The sequence below is a fragment of the Halorubrum sp. Ea1 genome, assembly GCF_002252965.1.
GTDB lineage: Archaea > Halobacteriota > Halobacteria > Halobacteriales > Haloferacaceae > Halorubrum.
Genome location: NZ_NHPG01000148.1, coordinates 16592 through 37475, shown reverse-complemented (window position 1 = coordinate 37475; position 20884 = coordinate 16592). Strand labels below are relative to the sequence as shown.

24 protein-coding genes, 1 tRNA gene and 1 pseudogene are annotated in these 20884 nt (G+C 71.6%); 11 read left to right on the top strand and 15 right to left on the bottom strand.

The window, feature by feature from the left end; genetic code table 11:
* Together DJ73_RS21250 and DJ73_RS18800 are read left to right on the top strand one after the other, a co-directional pair.
* Nucleotides 1-103 (top strand): annotated as a pseudogene (locus DJ73_RS21250) (SAM-dependent methyltransferase); the annotation flags it as partial.
* Nucleotides 100-660: a hypothetical protein gene (locus DJ73_RS18800; protein ID WP_094522395.1), complete on the top strand. Its 561-nt coding sequence runs from the start codon at nt 100-102 to the stop codon at nt 658-660. The pseudogene DJ73_RS21250 and the gene DJ73_RS18800, both read left to right, overlap by 4 nt.
* A 97-nt stretch (nt 661-757) precedes the next feature.
* Here DJ73_RS18800 and DJ73_RS18795 read toward each other — a convergent pair whose 3' ends face one another.
* The 5 genes from DJ73_RS18795 to DJ73_RS18780 form a co-directional block, all read right to left on the bottom strand.
* A complete protein-coding gene (locus tag DJ73_RS18795; protein WP_241881481.1) occupies nt 758-1015 on the bottom strand; it encodes a hypothetical protein in 258 nt (85 codons plus the stop codon).
* A gap of 274 nt (nt 1016-1289) precedes the next feature.
* Nucleotides 1290-2474, bottom strand: coding sequence for an MFS transporter (locus tag DJ73_RS18790; protein ID WP_094558740.1), 1185 nt, complete (start codon nt 2472-2474; stop codon nt 1290-1292).
* A gap of 149 nt (nt 2475-2623) precedes the next feature.
* Entirely contained in the window at nt 2624-2761 is a 138-nt protein-coding gene (locus tag DJ73_RS20520; RefSeq protein WP_170938289.1) for a hypothetical protein, read from the bottom strand.
* Nucleotides 2749-2991, bottom strand: coding sequence for an amphi-Trp domain-containing protein (locus DJ73_RS18785; RefSeq protein ID WP_094558739.1), 243 nt, complete (start codon nt 2989-2991; stop codon nt 2749-2751). The genes DJ73_RS20520 and DJ73_RS18785 overlap by 13 nt, the downstream gene beginning before the upstream one ends.
* A 6-nt stretch (nt 2992-2997) precedes the next feature.
* Nucleotides 2998-3417, bottom strand: a complete 420-nt coding sequence (locus tag DJ73_RS18780; RefSeq protein WP_094526287.1) for a CBS domain-containing protein — start codon at nt 3415-3417, stop codon at nt 2998-3000.
* Between the two features lie 280 nt (nt 3418-3697).
* On the opposite strand from DJ73_RS18780, the gene dhaK reads away from it, so the two are divergent.
* Genes dhaK through dhaM form a run of 3 tightly spaced genes read left to right on the top strand, consistent with a single transcriptional unit; the run spans nt 3698 to nt 5858 of the window.
* Complete coding sequence (gene dhaK / locus DJ73_RS18775; protein WP_094526286.1) at nt 3698-4699, top strand: dihydroxyacetone kinase subunit DhaK; 1002 nt, start codon at nt 3698-3700, stop codon at nt 4697-4699.
* Nucleotides 4696-5478 carry a dihydroxyacetone kinase subunit DhaL gene (gene dhaL, locus DJ73_RS18770; RefSeq protein WP_094526285.1) on the top strand — a complete coding sequence of 261 codons (783 nt, stop codon included), beginning with the start codon at nt 4696-4698 and terminating at the stop codon, nt 5476-5478. Before dhaK ends, dhaL begins: the two co-directional genes overlap by 4 nt.
* Nucleotides 5478-5858: a dihydroxyacetone kinase phosphoryl donor subunit DhaM gene (gene dhaM, locus DJ73_RS18765; RefSeq protein ID WP_094558738.1), complete on the top strand. Its 381-nt coding sequence runs from the start codon at nt 5478-5480 to the stop codon at nt 5856-5858. Before dhaL ends, dhaM begins: the two co-directional genes overlap by 1 nt.
* Nucleotides 5859-5861: 3 nt before the next feature.
* Here the strand turns inward: dhaM and ptsP are convergent, their stop codons facing one another.
* The 3 genes from ptsP to yqeC form a co-directional block, all read right to left on the bottom strand.
* Nucleotides 5862-7580, bottom strand: a complete 1719-nt coding sequence (gene ptsP / locus DJ73_RS18760) for a phosphoenolpyruvate--protein phosphotransferase (protein WP_094558737.1) — start codon at nt 7578-7580, stop codon at nt 5862-5864.
* Nucleotides 7577-7924, bottom strand: a complete 348-nt coding sequence (locus DJ73_RS18755; RefSeq protein ID WP_094526282.1) for an HPr family phosphocarrier protein — start codon at nt 7922-7924, stop codon at nt 7577-7579. The genes ptsP and DJ73_RS18755 overlap by 4 nt, the downstream gene beginning before the upstream one ends.
* Nucleotides 7925-8042: 118 nt before the next feature.
* The gene (gene yqeC / locus DJ73_RS18750; protein WP_094558736.1) at nt 8043-8861 is read right to left on the bottom strand and encodes a selenium cofactor biosynthesis protein YqeC; all 819 of its coding nucleotides are present in this window, start codon (nt 8859-8861) and stop codon (nt 8043-8045) included.
* Between the two features lie 155 nt (nt 8862-9016).
* Here yqeC and DJ73_RS18745 point away from each other — a divergent pair, with 155 nt between their 5' ends.
* A complete protein-coding gene (locus DJ73_RS18745; RefSeq protein ID WP_094558735.1) occupies nt 9017-10912 on the top strand; it encodes an aldehyde ferredoxin oxidoreductase family protein in 1896 nt (631 codons plus the stop codon).
* 17 nt (nt 10913-10929) lie between these two features.
* On the opposite strand, the gene DJ73_RS18740 is transcribed toward DJ73_RS18745, so the two are convergent.
* Together DJ73_RS18740 and DJ73_RS18735 are read right to left on the bottom strand one after the other, a co-directional pair.
* Nucleotides 10930-12132 carry a redox-regulated ATPase YchF gene (locus DJ73_RS18740; protein WP_094558734.1) on the bottom strand — a complete coding sequence of 401 codons (1203 nt, stop codon included), beginning with the start codon at nt 12130-12132 and terminating at the stop codon, nt 10930-10932.
* A 161-nt stretch (nt 12133-12293) separates the two neighbouring features.
* On the bottom strand, nt 12294-12551 hold the full coding sequence (locus tag DJ73_RS18735; protein ID WP_094522372.1) for a DUF2795 domain-containing protein: 258 nt from the start codon (nt 12549-12551) through the stop codon (nt 12294-12296).
* A 113-nt stretch (nt 12552-12664) separates the two neighbouring features.
* On the opposite strand from DJ73_RS18735, the gene DJ73_RS18730 reads away from it, so the two are divergent.
* Nucleotides 12665-13150 carry a universal stress protein gene (locus DJ73_RS18730; protein WP_094522373.1) on the top strand — a complete coding sequence of 162 codons (486 nt, stop codon included), beginning with the start codon at nt 12665-12667 and terminating at the stop codon, nt 13148-13150.
* A gap of 72 nt (nt 13151-13222) precedes the next feature.
* Here DJ73_RS18730 and DJ73_RS18725 read toward each other — a convergent pair whose 3' ends face one another.
* A complete protein-coding gene (locus DJ73_RS18725) occupies nt 13223-14209 on the bottom strand; it encodes a biotin--[acetyl-CoA-carboxylase] ligase (protein ID WP_094558733.1) in 987 nt (328 codons plus the stop codon).
* Nucleotides 14210-14303: 94 nt separating this feature from the next.
* Between DJ73_RS18725 and DJ73_RS18720 the strand changes: the two genes are divergently transcribed.
* On the top strand, nt 14304-14645 hold the full coding sequence (locus tag DJ73_RS18720; RefSeq protein WP_094522375.1) for a 2Fe-2S iron-sulfur cluster-binding protein: 342 nt from the start codon (nt 14304-14306) through the stop codon (nt 14643-14645).
* A gap of 191 nt (nt 14646-14836) precedes the next feature.
* Nucleotides 14837-15409: a hypothetical protein gene (locus tag DJ73_RS18715; RefSeq protein WP_094522459.1), complete on the top strand. Its 573-nt coding sequence runs from the start codon at nt 14837-14839 to the stop codon at nt 15407-15409.
* Between the two features lie 16 nt (nt 15410-15425).
* On the opposite strand, the gene DJ73_RS18710 is transcribed toward DJ73_RS18715, so the two are convergent.
* On the bottom strand, nt 15426-16382 hold the full coding sequence (locus tag DJ73_RS18710; RefSeq protein ID WP_094522376.1) for a DMT family transporter: 957 nt from the start codon (nt 16380-16382) through the stop codon (nt 15426-15428).
* Between the two features lie 182 nt (nt 16383-16564).
* On the opposite strand from DJ73_RS18710, the gene DJ73_RS18705 reads away from it, so the two are divergent.
* Nucleotides 16565-17047, top strand: coding sequence for an Lrp/AsnC family transcriptional regulator (locus DJ73_RS18705; RefSeq protein WP_094522377.1), 483 nt, complete (start codon nt 16565-16567; stop codon nt 17045-17047).
* Nucleotides 17048-17055: 8 nt separating this feature from the next.
* Here the strand turns inward: DJ73_RS18705 and DJ73_RS18700 are convergent, their stop codons facing one another.
* The 3 genes from DJ73_RS18700 to DJ73_RS18690 all read right to left on the bottom strand — a co-directional run bounded on the left by DJ73_RS18700 (nt 17056) and on the right by DJ73_RS18690 (nt 20042).
* Complete coding sequence (locus DJ73_RS18700; RefSeq protein WP_094522378.1) at nt 17056-17577, bottom strand: phosphate-starvation-inducible PsiE family protein; 522 nt, start codon at nt 17575-17577, stop codon at nt 17056-17058.
* Nucleotides 17578-17678: 101 nt separating this feature from the next.
* A complete protein-coding gene (gene gatE / locus DJ73_RS18695) occupies nt 17679-19562 on the bottom strand; it encodes a Glu-tRNA(Gln) amidotransferase subunit GatE (RefSeq protein ID WP_094522379.1) in 1884 nt (627 codons plus the stop codon).
* A 395-nt stretch (nt 19563-19957) separates the two neighbouring features.
* Nucleotides 19958-20042, bottom strand: a tRNA-Leu gene (locus DJ73_RS18690).
* Between the two features lie 181 nt (nt 20043-20223).
* Between DJ73_RS18690 and DJ73_RS18685 the strand changes: the two genes are divergently transcribed.
* Nucleotides 20224-20784, top strand: a complete 561-nt coding sequence (locus DJ73_RS18685) for a DUF420 domain-containing protein (protein ID WP_094558732.1) — start codon at nt 20224-20226, stop codon at nt 20782-20784.
* Nucleotides 20785-20884: the final 100 nt, after the last annotated feature.

The following is a 20884-nucleotide window of genomic DNA, read 5'->3' as shown; positions in this document are numbered from 1 at the left end:
CGTCTCCCCCCATCACAACGACACGGGCGGGTTCTTCTGCGCGAAGCTTCGTGTGGGCGGGGATGACGAGGCGGGCGCGGGCGACGGGGAGGTGGCGGCGTGAGCGACGGCCCCGGATCCGTCGACGACGCGGACGGAGACGCCCCGACTAACGACGGCCAGCGCTTCGACCGCCTCCCGGAGACCCCCGACGACCGCGAGGTCGACGGGCGCGCGAGCCGGCGTGAGGTGCTCGACTGGTGGGACGAGCGGTTCGGGGTCGACCCGAGCGTCTTCGAGGGGTACAGCTTCTGGGAGAAGGGCGCGGGGAAGGTCTGGATCTTCAACGGCGAGGCGACCGACCCCAGCGAGGTGGAGGCGATCGGGATGACCTTCCTCCGGACGCGACAGGAGCACTGGAAGCCCACCGGGCGCGCGGCCACCCGGTTCGGCCGCCACGCGACGCGGAACGTCGTCGAACTGGGCCCCGAGCAGGCCGCCCGGTTCGCCGCCGGCGACGATCAGGACCTCCCGGAGTGGGACGGCGACTGGGGGTATCTGATCGCGACCCACGAGATAGCCGGCGGGTCGGCGCCGATCGGGGTTGGACTGTACCTCTACGACGAGCTGCGCTCCGTGGTACCCAAGGGGAGCCGCGCGGACCTGCCCGTCGTGGAGTGAGGGGTCCCCGTCGCGGAGTGAGGGGTCCGCGTCGGATTCGATAAAAACCGCCCGTCGGAGCGGGGCCCGCTGGCGGCGCTCCACCGCGTCGAACGCCTCAGATCGACGTGTCCTTCGGCGGCTTGGTGGCGAGGTTGGTGATCCCGTACGTGGCCATCAGGATCAGGCCGAGCAGGATCGTGTACGACCGCACGCTGAGACTGATCAGCGTCTCGTGGACGACCTGCCCTTCCCCCGACACCGGGTGCGGGGCTCCCGCGATTATCTCGAGCAGCCCCATCCCGACCGTCCCGATCAGGAGCAGCGCTGCGCCGCCGTACAGTCCGACTCGTTCCACTGTGGTGAGTTCGCTCATTGTTGTCTCCGTGTTGGCCCACCTACAGCGTCCACGGTCTCTGGCCGTGGCGTGTTAGGGGCTGTACGCCTCCCCAGCCACCTAACTTCGTTCCTGTTCTCGATACTGACATGTTTTTCGAGGATTGATAAATAAACGATCCCCGACAAGTCACGCAATGACTGATACTCAATGGGCAGGTCCTCAGTCTAGTACTTTCCAGCGATTCACACGGTTCTATCTCGCGGTCGTGGATCCAGACGACTCTCTCACGAGCGCTCCGTCTGGAATACGCTCACGACTCAGTCGCACTCGCGACGCGGTCGGCCGCGGGGAGCCGATCGGTCCAGTAGAGCGCCGCTGCCAGCCCGAGGATGACGGCGAGGCCGGCGGCGAAGCCGCGGAAGACCGCGGCGAACGGGTAGCCGGCCTCGACGAGCGCCCCGACGACCCCGCTTCCCGACGCCTCCACGGCGATAGAGAGTCCGCTGAACGCCGCGAAGGTTCCGGCGCGGGTGTCGGCCGGAAGCGCCGAGAGGACGTAGGTGTCGAGCGCGGGGAACAGCCCGTGAATCGTGTAGCCGAGGAGGACCGAGATCGCGCCGAGCGCGAGCGCCCCGCGGAAGACCGTCAGTCCGAACACGCCGGCCGTGAACGCCCCGACCAATCCGAGGATGTAGGGGACCGTCGGGAGGCGGTCGACGAGGGTTCCGCTGGCCCAAAAGGCCGGTATCCCCGCCGCGAACGCGACCGTCAACAGCGCGTTCGCGGTCCCCGGGGCGAGCCCCCGAGCGAGCATCACGGAGACGTAGAAGTTGAACAGCCCCTGCCAGACGAAGCCGGCGGCGCTGATGAACAGCATTCCGGCGAGGACCACCCGCCAGTTGCCGAGCACGCCGCGGAAGTTCCGCGCCGGCGGCTCCTCCGGGACCCGGTCGGCCCGCCGGAGGCCGACGGCGAACGCGAGGGTGGTGACGAGGGCCGCGGCCGAGAGGAGCCAGAACACCGCCCGCCACGTCGCGATCGCGACGACCGACACGACCACCGTCGGGGCGGCCACCGCCGCGAGCTGCGCCGCCGTCCCGTGGATGCCGATGCGCTTGCCGACCCGGTCGGGGTACAGCTCTCCGATGAGCGGCACCGCGGAGACGAAGTAGGTGCCGGAGGCCACGCCGACGGCGAACACCCCGACCCGGAGCGTGCGGAGGTCCGGCGACGAGGCCGTGAGGGCGGCCGCCGCGGTGAGGATGACCCCGGAGACGACGACGATTCGTCGCCTGGAGACCCGCGTGAGAACGTAGCTCAGCGGCAGTCGGGGGAGCGCCGTGCCGAACCAGACGAGCGACACGACCGCGCCGACGGTCGCCGGTCCGACGTCGAACGCCGCCTGTAGCGGTTCGACGAGCGGGGCGAAGACGACGCGCCCGAAGTTGACGACGAAGACCATCCCGAGGAGGCCCCCGTACAGGCGGCGAGTCATGGCCCGGTGTTCGCCGCGGGGAGGTGTAATCTGTTGTGATCGGACCGCTCGCGCCGACGGCCGGCCGATCGGATACACAGATCGGATCCGGAGGTCGGATACGAGGGCCGTTCGCGTCGCTCCCCGACTGGCTTCGACACCACCGACGTTCAGCCGGCGTCACCGAGGCCGACGGCCGCGAGGTCGCCGAGGCGGTCGTCGGCGCTATCGAACCGCTCGGAGTCGTATAAAACCGCGTCCGGCGCGGCGCCGACGAGGCCGGCGCGACGCGGGGTTACTCGGTCCACCTGATCTCGTATTCCAGTTCGAGCCGTTGGGCTCCGGTCTCCGAGTCCGTGAGCCGTTCGAGTTCGACTTCGAACCGGGCCCGTTCCGGGATCGACGCGGTCTGCTCTTCCGCGCCGCTCGCTAACGTGACGTCCCCGGACTCGATCTGATCCGCGGCGTCACGCAGTGCTTCCGCGATCTCTCGTCTCCCGATCTCCTCCTCGTTTTTGAATAGCTCTTCTTCGGGCATTGTTGGTCAGTATTCGGGCCGCTGGGCTCGGATGACATCGCCGAGCTGTTGCTGTTCGTCGGCGAGCAGCTCGGCCACGTCGTCCGCCGTGATGATTCCGACGAGCGTGTCTCCCTCACAGATGGGGAGGCGTCGGATTCCGTGCTCGGCCATCAGGTTCATCGCCTCGTAGAACCCGGTGCCGGGTTCGGCCGTGCAGAGCCCGTCGGTCATCACGTCTTCGGCCGTCTGCTCGGTCGGGTCGAGCGCCGCTCCGAGGACGCGAACGGTCAGGTCCCGGTCCGTGACGATCCCGACGGGCGTCTCGCCGTCCGTGATCACGACGCTACCGACGTTCTCCCCGTCCATTGTCGCGGCGAGCTCGGCCACGGAGGTTTCGGGGGGAGCCGTGACGGCGTCGCTGCGAGCGAGGTCTTCGATTGGCATGTGGTTTCACCCACTTGGAAATATGAGCTAGACAACATAATTGAATATCATGATTGTTGATTCGTGGGAACGACTGCGCGGTGTCTCGCGCCACACGTCGACCCGCGTGAGCGGCCCCGGTGAGTTTCGGGCGACGGGTCCCAGCGAGTTTCGGCTGCCGGAGAGAGGCGCGAGCGCCCCGTTCACCCCGGTATCGAGCGCGATCGCTCTGGCTGCGCCCGGCGAGGAGCGTGAACTCCCACTATCTTTAACAGATCTCGGAGTGTCATACACGTTGATTATGAAAAAGCTGATCAACGACCCCGACGACGTCGTCGACGAGATGCTGGACGGGATGACCGCGGCGTACCCGGACCGGTTCCGCAGGCTCCCGGATACGCAGGTCGTCGTCCGGGACGACGCGCCGGTCGAGGGGAAGGTGGCGCTGGTGACGGGCGGCGGGAGCGGCCACGAACCGACGCACGCGGGGTACGTCGGCGACGGGATGCTCGACGGAGCGGCCGCGGGCGACGTGTTCTCCTCGCCGACCGCCGACGAGTTCGAGGCGCTCATCGACGCCTGCGACGCCGGCGACGGCGTCCTCGCGATCATCAAGAACTACGAGGGCGACGTGATGAACTTCGAGACCGCCATCGAGCTCGCCGAGATGGAGGGCGTCGAGGTGGAGAGCGTCGTGGTGAACGACGACGTCGCCGTCGAGGACTCGCTGTACACCTCCGGGCGACGCGGCGTCTGCGGGACGATACTCGTCCACAAGGCGGCCGGCGCGAAGGCCGCCGAGGGCGCCGACCTGTCCGAGGTCAAGCGCGTCGCCGAGAAGGTTATCGACAACGTGGGCACGATGGGCACCGCGCTCACCTCCTGCGTCACCCCGGAGAAGGGCGAGCCAACCTTCGATCTCGGCGACGACGAGATCGAGCTGGGGATCGGGATCCACGGGGAACCGGGCACCGAGCGCACCGAACTGATGAACGCCGACGAGATCACCGACGCGCTGACCGAGGCGGTCCTCGACGACCTCGACCTCGACGAGGGACAGGAGGTGCTCACGATCGTCAACGGGATGGGCGGCACCCCGCAGATGGAGCTGTTCGTCGTCAACCGCCGGCTGCAGGAGCTGCTCGGCGAGCGGGACCTCGAGACGTGGGACGCCTGGGTCGGCGACTACATGACCTCGCTCGACATGGCGGGCGCGTCGATCACCGTCTGCGCCGTCGACGAGGAGCTGAAGGAGCTGCTCGCCGCGCCGGCCGACACCCCCGCTCTCACTCGGACCCAATGAGCCGGGAGGGCCGAACCGACGGGGGAACGGCGGACGAGGCGACCGAGGGGGCCGCCGTCGTCGCGGCGGTCGAGGCGGTCGCCGACCGCATCGAGGACGAGCGCGACCACCTCACGGAGCTCGACTCCGCCATCGGCGACGCCGACCACGGCGGGAACATGGCCCGCGGGTGGGCGGCCGCCGCCGACGCCGCCCGCGACCTCGACGACCCCGACCCGCAGTCCGTCTGCAGGACGGTCGGGAAGACGCTCATGGCCGAGGTCGGCGGGGCCTCGGGCCCGCTGTTCGGGGGCTCGTTCGTGTTCGCGAGCGCCGAGCTCGACGACGGGGTCACCGCCGAGAGCGCCGTGGCGTTCGCCGAGACCTACTTGCAGAAGGTCGAGGACCGCGGCGACGCCCGGGTGGGCGACCAGACGGTGGTCGACGCGCTCACCCCCGCGGTCCACACGTTCAAGAAGTCGATCGAGACGGACGAGCTCCCGCCGCTCGAGGCGCTCGCGAAGGCGGTCGACGCGGCCGAGCGCGGCGTCGCGTTCACGGTCCCGATCCGGGCGAAGAAGGGGCGCGCCTCATACCTCGGGTGGCGCTCCGTCGGCCATCAGGACCCCGGCGCGACGAGCGCGCTGTACATCCTCGAAGAGCTGCTCGCGACCGCCGCCGACGCGCTCGACAGCGAGGTGCCCGACGCGGACGCGACCTCGCCGACGATCCCCGACGAGGAGCCCGACGACGCGGCGGGCGACGGAGAGGGCGACGCGCCACCGGAGGACGGGGACTGATGGTCGGGCTCGTCGTCGTCTCGCACAGCGGACGCGCGGCCGAAGGGATCGTCGGGGTGGCCGCCGAGATGGCCGGTGACACCCGGATCGAGCCGGTGGGCGGCGACGGGCAGGGCGGGATCGGCACCGTCCCGGACGCGATCGAGGCCGCGGTCGACGCCGCGGACGACGGGGACGGGGTCGTGGTCCTCGTCGATCTCGGTAGCGCCGTCATGAACGCCGACGTCGCCGTCGAGATGAGCGACGCGGAGGCCGTCATCGCCGACGCGCCGGTGCTGGAGGGCGCGGTCAACGCCGCCGTCGCCGCCACCGACCCGTCCGCCACGCTCGACTCGGTCCGGGAGCAGGCCGAGGCGGCCCGCGGCGTGGAGAAGCTGTAGCGCTCACGCCCCGTCGATGCCGAGCAGGTCCCGGACCTCGCTCCGGGCGTCGCAGGCGAGCGCCTCGTCGGCGAGGGCCCTCGCTTCCTCGGTGTCGACCGCACGGACCCGCTCTTTCACCGCCGGGACGGTCACAGCGCTCATGCTGAGCTCGTCGAGCCCGAGCCCGACGAGCAGCTCCGTGAGCGCCGGGTCGCCGGCCATCTCCCCGCACATCCCGACCCACGCGTCGGCGCCGGCCGCGGCCGAGGTCGTCCGGTCGATCGCCCGTAACACGGCCGGGTGAAGGGGGTCGTGGTAGTCGGCGACCCCGTCGTTCTCCCGGTCGGCCGCCATCACGTACTGGGCGAGGTCGTTCGTCCCGACGCTGAGGAAGTCGAGCCGCTCGGCGAGCCGGTCCGCGAGGAACGCCGCGGCCGGCGTCTCGATCATCGCGCCAAGTTCGGGAATCGCGTGGTCGACCCCCTCGGCGTCGAGGTCGGCGGCGACCGATTCGACCGCCGCCACGGCCGCCTCGACCTCCTCGACCCGCGACACGAGCGGGAACATCACGGCCAGCCCCTCGCCGCCCGTGCTGTCCGCGCCGCCCCCGCTCGCGGCCGCCCGCAACACCGCCCGGAGCTGCGTCTCGAAGAGGTCGCGATGCTCGTCGAGCGAGAGGCGGATCCCGCGTCGCCCGAGGAACGGGTTCGTCTCGTCCGGGAGGTCGAGGTACGGCACCCGCTTGTCGCCGCCGGCGTCGAGCGTCCGGACGACCACGCGATCGTCGGGAAACGTCGACAGCGCCGCCGCCACGGCCTCGTACTGCTCGTCCTCGCTCGGCGGCGAGTCGCGGTCGATGAAGAGGAACTCCGTCCGGAACAGCCCGATCCCGTCGGCGCCGCGGTCGGCGGCGGCGGGGAGCTCCGCCTCGCTCCCGACGTTCGCCGCCACCTCGACCGGCCGGCCGTCGGCGGTCGCGACGCGCTCGGTGACCGCCGTCGCCTCGGTTCCGGCGGCCGCCGCGCAGGCCTCTGGGTCGGGATCGACGACGACCCGGCCGGCCGCCCCGTCGACGAGCAGGTCGTCCCCGTCTTCGACCTCGCGGAGCGGCTCGCCGACGCCGACGACAGCCGGGATCGACAGCGACCGCGCGATGATCGCCGCGTGCGCGGTCCGACCGCCGGAGACGGTGGCGATCCCGGCGACCGCGTCCGGGTCCAGCTCCGCGGTGTCGCTCGGCGTGAGCCGCTCGGCGAGCAGCACGGTCCCGTCGGGGAGGTCGCCGAGGCCGACGACGGAGTCGACCTCCAGGAGGGCGCGGAGCAGGCGGTCCCGGACGTCGCGCAGGTCGTCGGCGCGCTCGGCCATCGGACCGTCGAGCCCCTCGAACCGCTCGATCGCGGCCGCGAACCGGTCGTTCACGGCGTGGCCGGCCGGCGTCCCGTCGCCGATCGCGTCCTCGACGTCCCCGACGAGTTCCGGGTCGTCGAGGAACTGCTCGTGGGCGTCGAACACCGCCGCCTCCTCCTCGCCGACGCGCTCCGCGGCCCGGTCGCGGGCGTCCCGGATCGCCTCGCGCGCCTCGTCGCGGGCGCTCTCGAACCGCGCCAGCTCGGCGTCGGCGTCGACCGCGGACGGGTCGGGGCGGTCGGGGAGCGTCAGGTCCGCCTCGGGCCGGTACCAGCGCGCCGCGCCGACGCCCGACAGCGGCGTGCTCCCGACGCCGGTGAGCGTCCTCACGTCGGGTCACCGCCGTCGGCGTCGGTCTCGTCCCCGTCGGCCTCGCCGTCCGCCTCCCCGGTCTCACCGTCCGCCCCCTCGACCTCGCTCGTGAGGAGGTCGCAGATCGCGTCGAGCGCGTCGGCCGCCTCCGCGCCCTCGGCGACGACGCGCACCGACTCGCCGCGGGCGGCGTTCAGCCCGCTCACCGAGAGCATGCTGTCGGCGCGGACGAGCCCGTCGTCGCCGTCCCCGGGGCGGCCGATCGACACGTCGGCGTCGAATCGGCTCGCGGTCTGCACAAGCTTCGAGGCGGGCCGCGCGTGGAGGCCCGCCTCCGGCACCACGGTCACCGTGCGTTCCATGGAGCCGGATACGCGAGGCTCGGCCTTATAAGTGCGTTCGGCCGAGCGCCTCGCGCCGCGAGGTCGACTGGCTCACGCGTCAGAACCGACCGGGTCACGCGGGCGAGGCCGACCGACGTCACTCGACGACGTCCACGACCTCGCCCGCGATCATCCGCGCGAGGACGACGCGCGGCACGGCCGCGCGCTCCCGGACGACGCCGGCGATCTCCCGCGCGACGGCCTCGTCGGCGTCGTCGTCGACCGCGTTTATAAGCGGGATCGCCGTCGCGTCCGGCGGCACGTCCTTCAGCCCGCCGGCGTCGTGCGCGAGCACCCGCCCGACCAGTTCGGGGGTGATCTCGTCGCCGACCTCGGCGTCGGTGATCGCGGCCACGCGCTCGGGCCGGTGGACCGTCTCCTCGGTCAGCGGCTCGCCGACCGCGCCGACGCTCGCCACCGGCACCACGCGGTCGGCGCCGGGGGGTATCTGCGGCTCGCGATCGTTCGGGGCCTTGAGAAGCCGCGTCCGGGCGCCGTCCGCCTTCACGAGCACCGGCCCGTCGTGCGCGGCCGCTATCTCGTCGACGACGGCGGGGTCGTACCCCCGGTAGCGGTCACCGCGATCGCGCTCCGGAACGAGTCCGAGGGGGAACGCGGCCTCGGCCGCTCCGCCCGTCTCGTTGGCCCCGCCCGTCTCGTTGGCCTCGTCCGTCCCGTTCGCTCCGTCTGTTCCGTCTGCTTCGTTCACCCCGACCGCGTCGAGCGCGGCGACCGGATCGGCCGTCACGCGGACGTCGGCGACCTCCCGGTCGAAGATGGGGATCCGCACCGTCGCCGTGAGCACCGCTCGGTCGAGCCGGTCGGCGAGGGCGTAGAGGGTGGTCTTCTTCCCGCCGGCGCCGACGAGACAGGTCGTTCCCGCGGCCGCGTCCAGCGCGTCGACGACGTCGTCCATAGTCGTCGGTACGGGGGGCCAGGGGCGAAAACGCACCGGTCGGGGAGCGGTCGTGCCCCCGACCGCCCCGGCCGCCGGGTCCCGTGTCGGCACCGAGACGCGCTTTCGCGCGTCGGCGTGTGGTTTAATCCCGTCCGAGTGCGACCGTGGTCACGATGACCGTCCCCGACCGGGTCCTCCGCGTCGACCTCTCCGCCGGCCGCGTGCGCAGCGAACGCGTCCCGACGACGTGGCGCGAGCGGTACGTGGGCGGGAAGGGACTCGGCGCGCGCTACCTCTACGACATGGCGGCCGGCGTCGACCCGGAGGCGCCGGCGAACCGCCTCGCGTTCCTCGTCGGCCCGCTGACCGGCCACCTCCCCGGCGAGCCGCGCTACGCCGCCGTCACGAAGTCGCCGCTCACCGGCGCGTTCCTCGACTCCTACGGCGGCGGGTCGTTCGCGAGCCGGCTCGCGGGCTCGCTCGGGGACCACCTCGGCGTCGTGATCGAGGGCGCCGCGGACGACCCCGTCGCGCTCTCGATCGCCGGCGGGGAGGCGACGATCGAGCCCGCGGGCGACCTCGACGGGCTCGACGCGGCCGAGACCGACGCGAGATACCCGGACGCCGCCGTCGCCTGCATCGGCCCCGCGGGCGAGGCCGGCGTGCGCTACGCGACGATCGCCTCCGACGGCGGCGACCACCACGCCGGCCGCGGGGGCGCGGGCGCCGTGATGGGGTCGAAGGACCTGAAGGCGGTCGTCGCCCGCGACCCGCCGCCCGAGACGTCGCCGGCGCTTGAGGCGCTCCGCGACCGCGACGCGGAGCGGTTCGCCGAGAGCGACGCGGGCCGGTGGCTCGCCGCGGGCGACACCCTCGAAACGGTGTCGTTCGCCGACGAGACCGGCGTGCTCCCGACCCGAGGGTGGCAGGCGCGACGGTTCGAAGGGGCCGACGACCTCGGCGTCGAGCGCGCGGCGGAGCGCGCCGCGGGCCGCGAGCGCCCGGACGAACCGGTCCCTGGCGGATTCCGTATCAGCCCGGGTGACGGGGAGAGCCCCGCGGAGGACGCCGACCCGGACGAGACCGTCCCGCGCGGCGGCACCCCCATCGCGCTCGGCGCGGGACTCGGGATCGACGACTTCGACGCCGCCGCGGCGCTCGGCGGCGTCTGCGACCGGCTCGGGATCGACGTGATCTCCGCGGGGAACGCCGTCGCGTGGGCGGTGCGCGCGAGCGAGGCCGGGCTGATCGACCCCGCCGACCACGGCGTCGATCGAGGCCTCTCCTTCGGCGACGAGGGGGCGGCGCGAGCGCTGATCGAGGAGATCGCGTCGCGGGCGACCCCGCTCGGAGACGCCCTCGCCGACGGTGTCGAAGCCGCGGCCGACCGGTTCGGCGGCGCGGACCTCGTTCCGACGGTGAAGGGGATGGAGCTCGCCTCCTACGACCCGCGGGGCGCCGAGACGATGGCGCTCGCGTTCGCGACGAGCGACCGCGGCGGGTGTCACCGGCGCGCCCGCCCGGTGGAGACCGAGGCGGTGGCGGCGCCCGGGTGGACTCCGACGGAGCGCGCCGCGGTCGTCGCCGAGGAACAGGACCGCCGCGCCGCCCTGTGGTGTCTCGTCGCCGACGACTTCCTCGCGGACGCCTTCGGTCCGGAGACCGCGGCCGAGTGGTTCGCGGCGCTCGGCGACGAGCGCGACCCCGAGGACCTCCGGCCCCTCGGCGAGCGCGTGTGGACGCTCGCGCGGCTGTTCAACCTCCGCGAGGGGTTCACCCGGGCCGACGACGCGCTCCCCGAGGCGCTGACGAGGGACACCGAGGGCGGGCCGGGTCGCGGGGAAGACGAGGGGACCGGCCCCGAGCGCGACGGCCTCGACCCCGATGCGTTCGAATCCCTCCTCGACCGGTACTACGCGTGCCGAGAGTGGGACCGCGAAGGGCGGCCGACCGCGCGGCTGCTCGACCGACTCGGGCTCTCGGACCTGCCCGACGCGTCGACCCCGGTCGGGTCGGCAGCGGACGTGCCGGATCCCGACGGGGACGGCGACGGCGGCGGCGACCGATAAAAGGTGGCGTTCGTCGACTACGGCGCGGCCTGCTTCGTCGACACCAGCTCGATCACGTCGCGGTGGGAGAGCTCGTGGCCGGTCCCGACCTGACGCCCGCTCCGGCAGTCGGTGCCGTGGAGGAGGCCCTCCCCGATGTCCGAGTGGATGTGGAAGGCGAAGTCCTCGGTCGTCGACCCCTCGGGGAGGAGGAAGCAGTCGCGGAAGACGCCCTTCTCGTCTTTGCTCCCGTTCGCGGAGCCGGGGAAGACGGCGATACAGCCGAGCACGTCGAAGACGGCCGCCTCCAGCGCGCCCTGCACGCCGGTCCCGTCGTAGTCGGCGACGAACTCGCCGATCCGGTCGAGGCCGGCCTCCTGCTCGCCGGAGACGTCGCCGACGACGTCGAAATCGCTCTCGCCGGGCGTGTAGTCGACGACGCCGGCGTCGTTGGCGTTCTTGAGGGCCTTCTCGGCGTGGGCGCTCGCGGGGACGAACGAGAGGTGGTCGTAGTCGGGGTCCGACGTGATCGCCTCCCAGTTCGACTGCGCCTCGGGCGTGTCCATCTTGTTCGCGGCGACGACCATCGGCTTCGTGCGCTTGCGGATCTCGCGGGCGAGCGACGCCTCGTCGGTGTCGTCCCACGTCTCGGGGTCGAGCTCCAGTCCCTCGGCGAGGATGACGCGTTTCATCCGGTCCTTGTCGATGCCGAACGCGGACATCTGCTCGGCGAGCTCCCGCTCGATGGCGGCCTCGGAGCCGTGGTAGCGCGTCTCGAACTTCTCGATCCCCTTGCGGAGCACGTCGAGGTACCACTCGTCGAGCTCCTCCTCTAAGAAGTCGATGTCCTCGCGCGGGTCGTGGCCCTCGGTGGCCTCGCCCTCGATGTCGGTCTTGCCCGAGAAGTCGACGACGTGGATCAGCACGTCGGTCTCGTTGAGGTCGGTGAGGAACTGGTTGCCGAGGCCGCGCCCCTCGTGGGCGCCGGGGACGAGCCCGGCGACGTCGACGAGCTTCACGGGGACGTACCGGGTCCCCTCGCGGCAGACGCCGACGTTCGGCGTGCAGCGCTCGTCGAACTCCGGGGCGGCGCAGTCGACGCGGACGTACGCTTCGCCGACGGTCGGGTCGATCGTCGTGAACGGGTACGCGCCCTCGGGCACGTCGTTCATGGTCGCGGCGTTGAAAAACGTCGACTTCCCCACGGAGGGCTTGCCGACGAGGCCGATCCGATAACTCATTACCGTCAGTGCGCGACCCGCGGTAAAAAGCGATGCGAGACGCGACGTGGCGTGCGGATTAGTGACGTACGGGGAGTCGGCAGGCGTCGTCGACCCGGTCGGGCGTCGGAGCAGACTGGTCGGGCGTCGGATCCGACTGGTCGGGCGTCATCCCGACCCGATCAGGCGTCGCCGTCGGACTGCCCCGGCTCGCCGACCGCTTCGATCGGGAGGACGTTCTGAAGCGCCGTGTAGGCGTCTTGGGGGCTCTCGAACCGCTCTTGCTCGATTTCGCTGAGCAGCTCGCCGAGGTCGGCGTCGCCGTCGGCGAACAGCACGGTGGTCCCGGCGCACGCCTCGGCGAGGTCGCTCCGAGCCGCCGGGAAGGAGTGGTCAGCGAATTCGCCCTCGACTCTCGATAGGTGGATCTCGGTCGTCATGGCCGTATATCGCGTCGAGAGCGCTTAAACGCACGCCTCGAACGGTCGGGCCAAAGAACCGGCAAAGCCTGCAAAGAGTTATGCGGTCGCAGCTTCATGATACATGTGAACAGATGACACTCTACGACCGGATCCTAGTCCCGACCGACGGCTCCACCGAGGGGGAGCGGGCGGTCGCGCACGCGCTGGACCTCGCCGCGGTCCACGATGCCGCGGTCCACGCGGTCCACGTGGTCGACACGGCGAGCTACGCGGGGATGCCGATGGAGGCCTCCTGGGAGGGCGTCGGCGAGCTCCTGCGGGGCGACGCCGAGGAGGCCGTGGCGGCGGTCGAGGAGCTGGCCGAGGAGACCGTCGTCGACGTGGAAACGGCCGTCGTCGAGGGGTCGCCCAGCCGCGAGATCATCCGGTACGCCGAGGGGAACGGCTGTGACCTCGTCGTGATGGGCACCCACGGCCGCGGCGGGATAGACCGGCTCCTGCTCGGGAGCGTGGCCGAGAAAGTCGTTCGCGGCGCCGCCGTCCCGGTCCTGACGGTCCGGATCGACGGCGACGTCCCGACGGAGCCGAGCGTGGCGGAGGCCGCCGGACGGACGTGAGCGCGGCCGGGCTGCCCAGTCCCGACCCTCGCGACGCCGCGCCGTCCAGCCCCCGCCGACCCGACCCCGCGGTCAGCCGTCGGCGTCGCGGAGGTGCTCGCAGTCCCCGGCGTGGACGCGTCGCGTCCCGTCTCCCGTGTCGATCACGAGCGCGCCCGGCGACTCGACGTCGACCGCGGTCCCCGTGACGACCCCCTTCGGCGTTTCCACCCGAACCCGTCGCCCGAGCGTGCTCGCCCGCTCGCGCCACGCCGCGAGGATCCGGTCGGATCGGTCCGCCGTCTGCGCGAGCGCCGCGACCCGTTCGAGGAGCGTCGCCGCGAAGCGCCGCCTGTCGACGTCGCCGCCGGTCTCGGCGCGCAGCGAGGTCGCGTCGGCCGGGAGCGCGTCCGGATCGACGTTCGCGTTGACGCCGACGCCGACGACGAGCCACGAGACGCGGTCGGCCTCGCCCTCCATCTCGGTGAGGATCCCGGCGAGCTTGCGGCCGCCGCGTCTCGAGCGGTCGGCGTCGCCCGCGGCGCCTCCCGCTCCGTCGCCCCCGACGAGCACGTCGTTCGGCCACTTGATGTGCGCGTCGACGCCGACCTCGCGGCAGGCGTCGACCGTCGCGACCGCCGCGGCGAGGGTGAACAGCGGGGCGCGGGCGGGCGAGACCGTCGGCCGCGTGACGACCGACAGCCAGACGCCGCCGCTCGGCGCGACCCACTCGCGGTCCAGCCGGCCTCGACCGCCGGTCTGCTCGTCGGCGACGACCGCGACGTCGGCGGCGCCGTCGGCCGCCAACTCGCGGGCGCGGTCGTTCGTCGACGGGACGGCGTCGTGGTACTCCACCTCGTACGGCGCGTCGAGTCCGAACTCGATCCCGGCCGCGCAGTAGGCGGGCTCCGCGGGCGCGGCGTAGCCCGCGCCCGTCGACTCGACGGCGAACCCCTCCTCGCGGAGCGCCTCGACCGCCTTCCACACCGCCGCCCGCGAGACGTCGAGCTCCGCGGCGAGCGCCGGTCCCGAGACCGGACCGTCCTCCAGGGCGTCGAGCAGCGCGCGACGCGTGTCCATGTCGACGCGGTCGGCGCGGGCGTGGAAAGCCGTTCCGGGTCGCCAGCGGGGACCCGCTCGCCTATGGGTCCGCGGGCGTAACGTCGGGTGTCGCATGACCGACGCCGAGACCGTTCCCGTGACCGTCGTCGATGGCGAGGAACGCACAAAGCTGGCTGTCGAGCCGGGACGGAACCTGCGGCGCGTCCTCCTCGACGCCGACCTGTCGCCGTACGCGGCCGCGACGCGCCGACTGAACTGCGGCGGGCGCGGGATCTGCGCCACCTGCGGCGTTCGGATCCGCGAGGGACCGCCGCCGGACCACTGGCACGACCGGCTCGCGGCCCGTTTCGGCTACCCGCGGCTGTCGTGTCAGGTCACCGTCGACGGGCCGATGACGGTCGAGCTCGTCGACAAGCGCGTCTGGGGATCGCGCGAGTCGGGCGGCGGCGACTAGCGGGGAGCGACCGTGCCGCGCGTCGCGGCGCTCGCCTCCGAGACACCTCGTTTCCGGTGAAACGCGGCCGTGAGACGCGACGGGACCGCGTCGACGAGGAGACCCGACGCGACCGCGGCGGCCGCCGCTCCCCGACGAGCCGAGTCGACTGTGGGCACAAGACCCAAGGTCTCACGGGCGAACGCTCCGGTATGCAACCCTCCAAGGAGCGGGAGGCGTCCGACGGCGACCCGATGGACGACCTCGACGACCTCCTCGACGACGACCTCGCCGAGGGCGGGGACCCCTCGACGTCGGACGAGGCCGATTCGCGCGCCGAGAGGAACGAGTCGGCTGGCCGGGCGGCCGAGACCGGCGGCGACGGCGGGCGCGTCGGGACGAGCGGTCGCTGGTTCTCCGCGAAGGCGTTCGCGCTCGCGCTCGCCGCGGTCGCGATCGGCGTCTTCGTCGGCGGCGCGATCCCGCTCATCGGCGGGACGATCGGTTCGGCCGGAGGCGTGTTCCTCGCCGCGTTCCTGATCGGGCTGGCGCTCTCCGCCCGACGGTACGTCGAGACCGGGCTCGCCGGCGCCGCGGCGGGGGCCCTCGTCGCGGTCACGAACGTCCTCGGCGTCGGCTTCCTCCCGATCGGGGTCGACTACCTCCAGCAGTGGGGGCTTCCCCTGCTCGCGGTCGGCGGCGGGCTCGGGCTCGTCGCGGCCCTGCTCGGCCACTACTTCGGCCGCGATCTCCGCGCGGGCCTGACCGCGGACGTCGAGGGCTGAGCGCCCCGAAAAACCCTTACTTCCGCCCGATCAGCGCGGGCCAGTGATACGCGTCGAACCCGACGTACGCCGCGATCTCCCGGCGTTCGAGCGCGAGGAAGCCCGCGAGTATCGCGACGAACCCGACGATCGCTTCCGCCTCGACGAGGGTGCCGAGCAGGACCCAGCTCCCGGCCGCGGCGACCACGGGCTCGGCGTACCCGACGAGGTGGAGCTGCGCCGGGCCGACCTCGTCGAGCAGCGCGAAGTAGATCAGGAACGCGAGGACGCCCGACAGCAGCGTGAGGTAGGCGAGCGACACGATCGCGGTTCTGTTCCACTCGATCGCCGACGGCGACTCCCCGAGCGCGGCGGCGCCGACGAAGAGGATTCCGGCGCCGAGCACCATCGCCCACCCCTGCAGGGCGGCGATCGGGAGGTCGGTCCGGAGCGGTCGGAGCAGGACCGCGCCCAGCGAGAAGGCGACGGCGCCGGCGAACGCGAGGCCGACGCCGAGGAGGGCCGAGTTACCGGCCCCGGCCGCGGTCGGGTCGGCGATCACGACCACCCCGAGGACACCGAGGGCGAACCCGCCGATTTCGACGGGACCGAGCCGCTCGTTGGGGAGGAGGACCGCGGCGAACACCGCGGTCAACACCGGCACGAGGCTCACGACCACCGCGGCGACCGCCCCCGAGATGTGGAGCTCGCCGACGTACAACAGCCCGTGGTACGCGGCGATCACGAAGGTCGCCGCGACGGCGACGCCGAGCCACTCGTCGCGTCCGCTGGGCGTCGTCCGTCCGGACATGACCGCGGCGACGCCCAGCACGATCGCTCCGGCGATCGCGTACCTGACGCCGGCGAACAGCAGCGGCGGGAAGTGGTGTAACCCGGCCTCGATCGCGACGAAGGAGGTGCCCCACAGGGTCGCGAGGAGGACGAAGGCGGCGACGACTGATTCCGGAGTAGAGAGGAGGTTCCGTAGCTTCATTGAGTGTTAGATCGAAGTTTCTTGAGACAGTTAAACTATTCTCTCACAATCGGCCGAATTCAGAATGAACAATCACGCATACGAACGAACTGCAATACGCTTCCGAAACGAGGGTCGTTCTTGGATTCGAGTGCAAGTGTGTCGGTCGGAATATACAACAGTCCCTCACTCGAAGGGGGCGTATGGACGAGCGCGACGTGCGGCTGTTGAAGGCGATATCTGACCTCGGAACCGGGAGCCCCGAGCGGCTCCACGAGGAGACCGGGATTCCGGTGTCGACGATCCACTACCGGCTGAACAACCTCCGCGAGGACGGCGTGATCGAGAACGATCTGTACGACCTCGACCACGAGGCGCTCGGGCTCGGCGTCACCGTCATCGTCGAGGTGCTCGCGAGCTACGAGGGCCCGTACGAGGAGTTCGCCGACGAGCTACTGGCGGTCGAGGGGGTCACGGAGGCGTTCTTCACGATGGGCGAGACCGACTTCGTCGTCCTCGCGCGGCTCTCGTCGTCCGACACCGTCGAGCGGCTCATCAGCGACTTCGAGGCGATTCCCGAGGTCGAACGCACGAACTCGACGTTCACGATCGCCACACTCCGCGACGAGCCGCGAGCGCCGGCGACGTACGACCTCGACACGCTGCTCGCGGAGCTGACCGAGTAGCGCCGACCTCACTCCGGCGACAGGGAGGACCCGACCGACCGCTCGACGAACAGTAGCGCTACCAGTCCGAGTATCACCAGCGTGTACGCGAACGCGGCGAAGAGCGCGTCCTGCGTCGATGGGTACTCGGTGGTCCGGAAGATGATCACTTTCCGGACCATCGCGATGACGCCAGTGTAGATCACCAGCCTGACGATCCGACGGGTGTCGCTCTGTTCGATGTAGGCGACGACCGTCTCGTACACCTCGACGATGATGAGCAGCAGCAGTCCGGTCTCGATGAATCCGATGACCGTGTTCGGGTCGGTGATCTCGCCGGTGGGAACTGACTCGGCGATCTGTATCGCGAGGTCGACCACGCCGATCCCGAACAGGAGGGCGAACAGCGCCGCCGCGGCGAGTTCGACGCCGTGGATGAACCGGTTCGTCGCGTCGGAGACCCGGTCGCCGCGCGTCTTCGCGACGGCCGGCTCGGGCGTGCGGTCTGTCGCTGGCGGGTCGTCCGAGGGACCCGGTGGCGGATCGTCCATCTGGTGTTCCCTCTAGGTGCGAATCAAGGCCCCGCGACACGTAAAGAACAGGGGCGACAACGTGTGAATCGGGGGCGGAACGGGAGGGATTCCGAGGACCGTTACGACCGCTTGCCGATCTCCTCGCGGAGCACGTCGGAGACGACCTCCCCGTCGGCCTTGCCGCGGAGCGCGCCCATGGCCTCGCCCATCAGCCCCGAGAACGCCCCCATCCCCTCCGCCTCGATCTGATCGGCGTTGCGCTCGACGACGTCGACGACCGCCTCGCGGACCGCATCCTCGCTCACCCCAGAGAGTCCGGCCTCCTCGACCGCCTCCGCGGCCGTGAGGTCCGGGTTCTCGGCGAGCGTCGTCAGCACCTCCGGCACGCCCTCCTTCGCGAGGTCGCCGCCCTCGACGAGGGCGAATAAGTCGAGGAAGTGGTCGTCGGTCAGGTTCTCGACCGGGGCCCCCTCGCGGCGGATCTCCGTCGTCGTCGACTCCAGCGTCGACGCCGCGAAGGTGGGGTCGACGCCGCGCTCGACCGCGGTCTCGAACAGCGGGAAGCGCCGCCCGAAGGCGACCTGCTCGGCGAGCCCGCGATCGAGTCCGAACTCCTCGGCGTAGCGGTCGGTCTTCTCGTCGAGGAGCTCGGGTCGGTCGACGTCGGACGGGTCCGGCTCGACCGGCGGCACGTCCGTCTCGGGGTACATCCGAGCCGCGCCGGGAAGCGGACGGAGGTAGCGGGTCGTCCCGTCCTCGTTGGCGCCGCGGGTCTCCTCGGGGACGCCCTCGATCGCCGCGGCGGCCCGGTCGGCGGCGGCCTCGATCGCGAGGTCGGCGGTCTCCGGGTCGGCGGCGACGATGGCGACCGCGTCCTCCGGCCCGGCGCCGACCGCCTCGCGGAGGGACTCGACCTCGGCCTCGGTCACGCCGTACGCCGGCAGCTCGTCGGTGTGGAAGATCCCGCCCGCCCCGTGTCGCTTCGCGTGGTCGGAGAGCTCGGTCCCGAGCCGGCGGTCCGGCTGGATTTCCCACCCTACGAGCCCGTCGAAGCCGAACAGCGGAACCGCGGTCACCTTCCCGCCCGAGTCGAGCGCGCCCCGGATGACCCCGGAGTCGGTCTCGGCGAAGACGTCGGTCGCGTCCGAGACGTCGCCGACGCTCGCGTCGCGGTCGCGGAGCTCGTCGCGGATCGCGAGCAGCTCCGCCTGCCGGCCGACCTCGCCGCGGACGATATCCTCGATCCCCTGGAGGTCCTGGACGCCTTTCACCTCGACGCGGGCGCCCTCGGCGATGGAGACGTTGACGTCCTGCCGAATCGTGCCGAGCCCGCGCTTGACCGCGCCGGTCGACCGGAGCAGCATGCCGATGCGCTCGGCGGCCTCGCGGGCGCCCTCGGGGCTCCGGATGTCCGGACCGGTACCGATCTCGACGAGCGGGACGCCGAGGCGGTCCAGCGAGTAGACGACGCCGTCGTCAGTCTCCTCGACGCGCTTTGCCGACTCCTCCTCCAGCATGAGGTCGACGATCGACACCGCCCCCTCGCTCGTCTCGATCTCCCCGCTCTGGCCGAGCAGGATCGAGCGCTGGAAGCCGGACGTGTTCGACCCGTCGATGACGAGCTTCCGCATCACGTGCGCCTGGTCGACGACCGAGACGTCGAGCAGGTCGGCGATCTGGAGCGCGACCGAGAGCGCCTCGCCGTCGACGCGCCGGGGCGGCTCGTCGTCCTCCTCGACGAGGCAGGTGGTGTCGTACGCGAGGTAGGTGAACTCGCGGTCGACGCGGCTCTCCTCCATCGCGGCGTCGTCGAGCTCGCCGAGCTCGCTCTTCGTCGGGTGGAGCCGGCGGGCGATCTCGCGGTCGGCCTCGTCGGGGTCGCGCTCGACGGTCGGGGAGTCGCAGAACAGCTTCGTCTCCGTGTCGAGCTGCTGGTGGATCTCCAGCCCGGCGACGAGCCCCAGCTCCTCGTGGTCGTACTCGGGGGTCGCGTCCTCGCTCATTACGCCGTACTCCGGCAGGCCGGAACAAAAAGGGTGGCAGTTCGCGCGGGCGATGCGGATCGAGGCCACCGAGGTTCCTTATAAATGACTGGGCGGTGGCGCGTGCCTGTGAGCGGCCGCCCTCGGCGGCCGCGAGTCAGCACGCGCGAGGGAGCCCGCGGCCGCCGGCGCGGCCGCGGCGAGGCTGGGGAGGCGCGAGGGGCTGTGCGGCTGCGGTCGGGTGGGACTCAAAGGGGCAGTCGCGAGTCCTCGCGGCTGGGGCTTCGGCGGTGTTCACGATCACAGCGTTCCGATCACAGCTGTCGCTCGTCGCGTAACGTTCGAAAGGAATTGTGCGTGGATGCTGTCGTAGAGACAACACCGTGCATCGGTGCGGCGGGTGTGCCGCCGAGCGATGCGTGGGACCGGATTTGAACCGGCGGACCTCTACAGGACAGCGCCCTCAACGCTGCGCCGTTGGCCTGGCTTGGCTACCCACGCTCGCGGTGTTCAATCGCGTCCTCACGTACCCTTCCCCCAATTAAAAGCCCTTCCATTCGGCAGTGCCGTGTCGAAGAGTGACACCGGGCGGCGGGGCCGGGCGAATTCCGGGTCGGACACGCCCCCGGTCGGACGCGCCGGAACCGGCACGGGTTTGGGAGTGGCGGCCCTCAGATCCGATATGTCCGAGTGGGCCCGCGAGAACGTCCCGCTTTTGACCGCACTCAGCTCCGTCGCGGCGCTGGCCGTGGTGTTCGGCGCCGTCGGCGGCGCGATACCGAGCGTCCTCCTGCCCCGCGCGAGCGACGCCGTCCTCGCCGCGATCCCGCACTTCAACGCCGCCGTCTCGGCGACGGCCATCGGCACCATCGTCCTCGGCTGGCGCGCCATCTCCCGCGGCGACGTGCGCCGACACCGCGCGTTCATGCTGACGTCGTTCGGCCTCTTCACCGCCTTCCTCGGCGCGTACCTCTACCGGCTGATCCACGTCGGCACGACCGAATTCCCCGGCCCCGACGTCGTCTACACCTACCTCTACCTCCCGTTCCTCGGGATACACATCCTGCTCGCGATCGCCTGTATCCCGTTCGTCTTCTACGCGCTCCTGCTCGCCGCGACCCGCCCGCACGAGGAACTGTACCACACGCGTCACGCGCAGGTCGGCTTCGTCGCCGCCGTCCTCTGGCTGATCTCCTTCGCGATGGGGATCGGCGTGTACGTCATGCTGTACCACGCGTTCTGAGGCGGGCGCGGGGCCGACCGGCGAAGCCGGGCGCTCCGACCGTACCGGCCGCACCGATCGCCCCGACCGCTCCGACGAAGCTTGATATCGCCGTCAACCG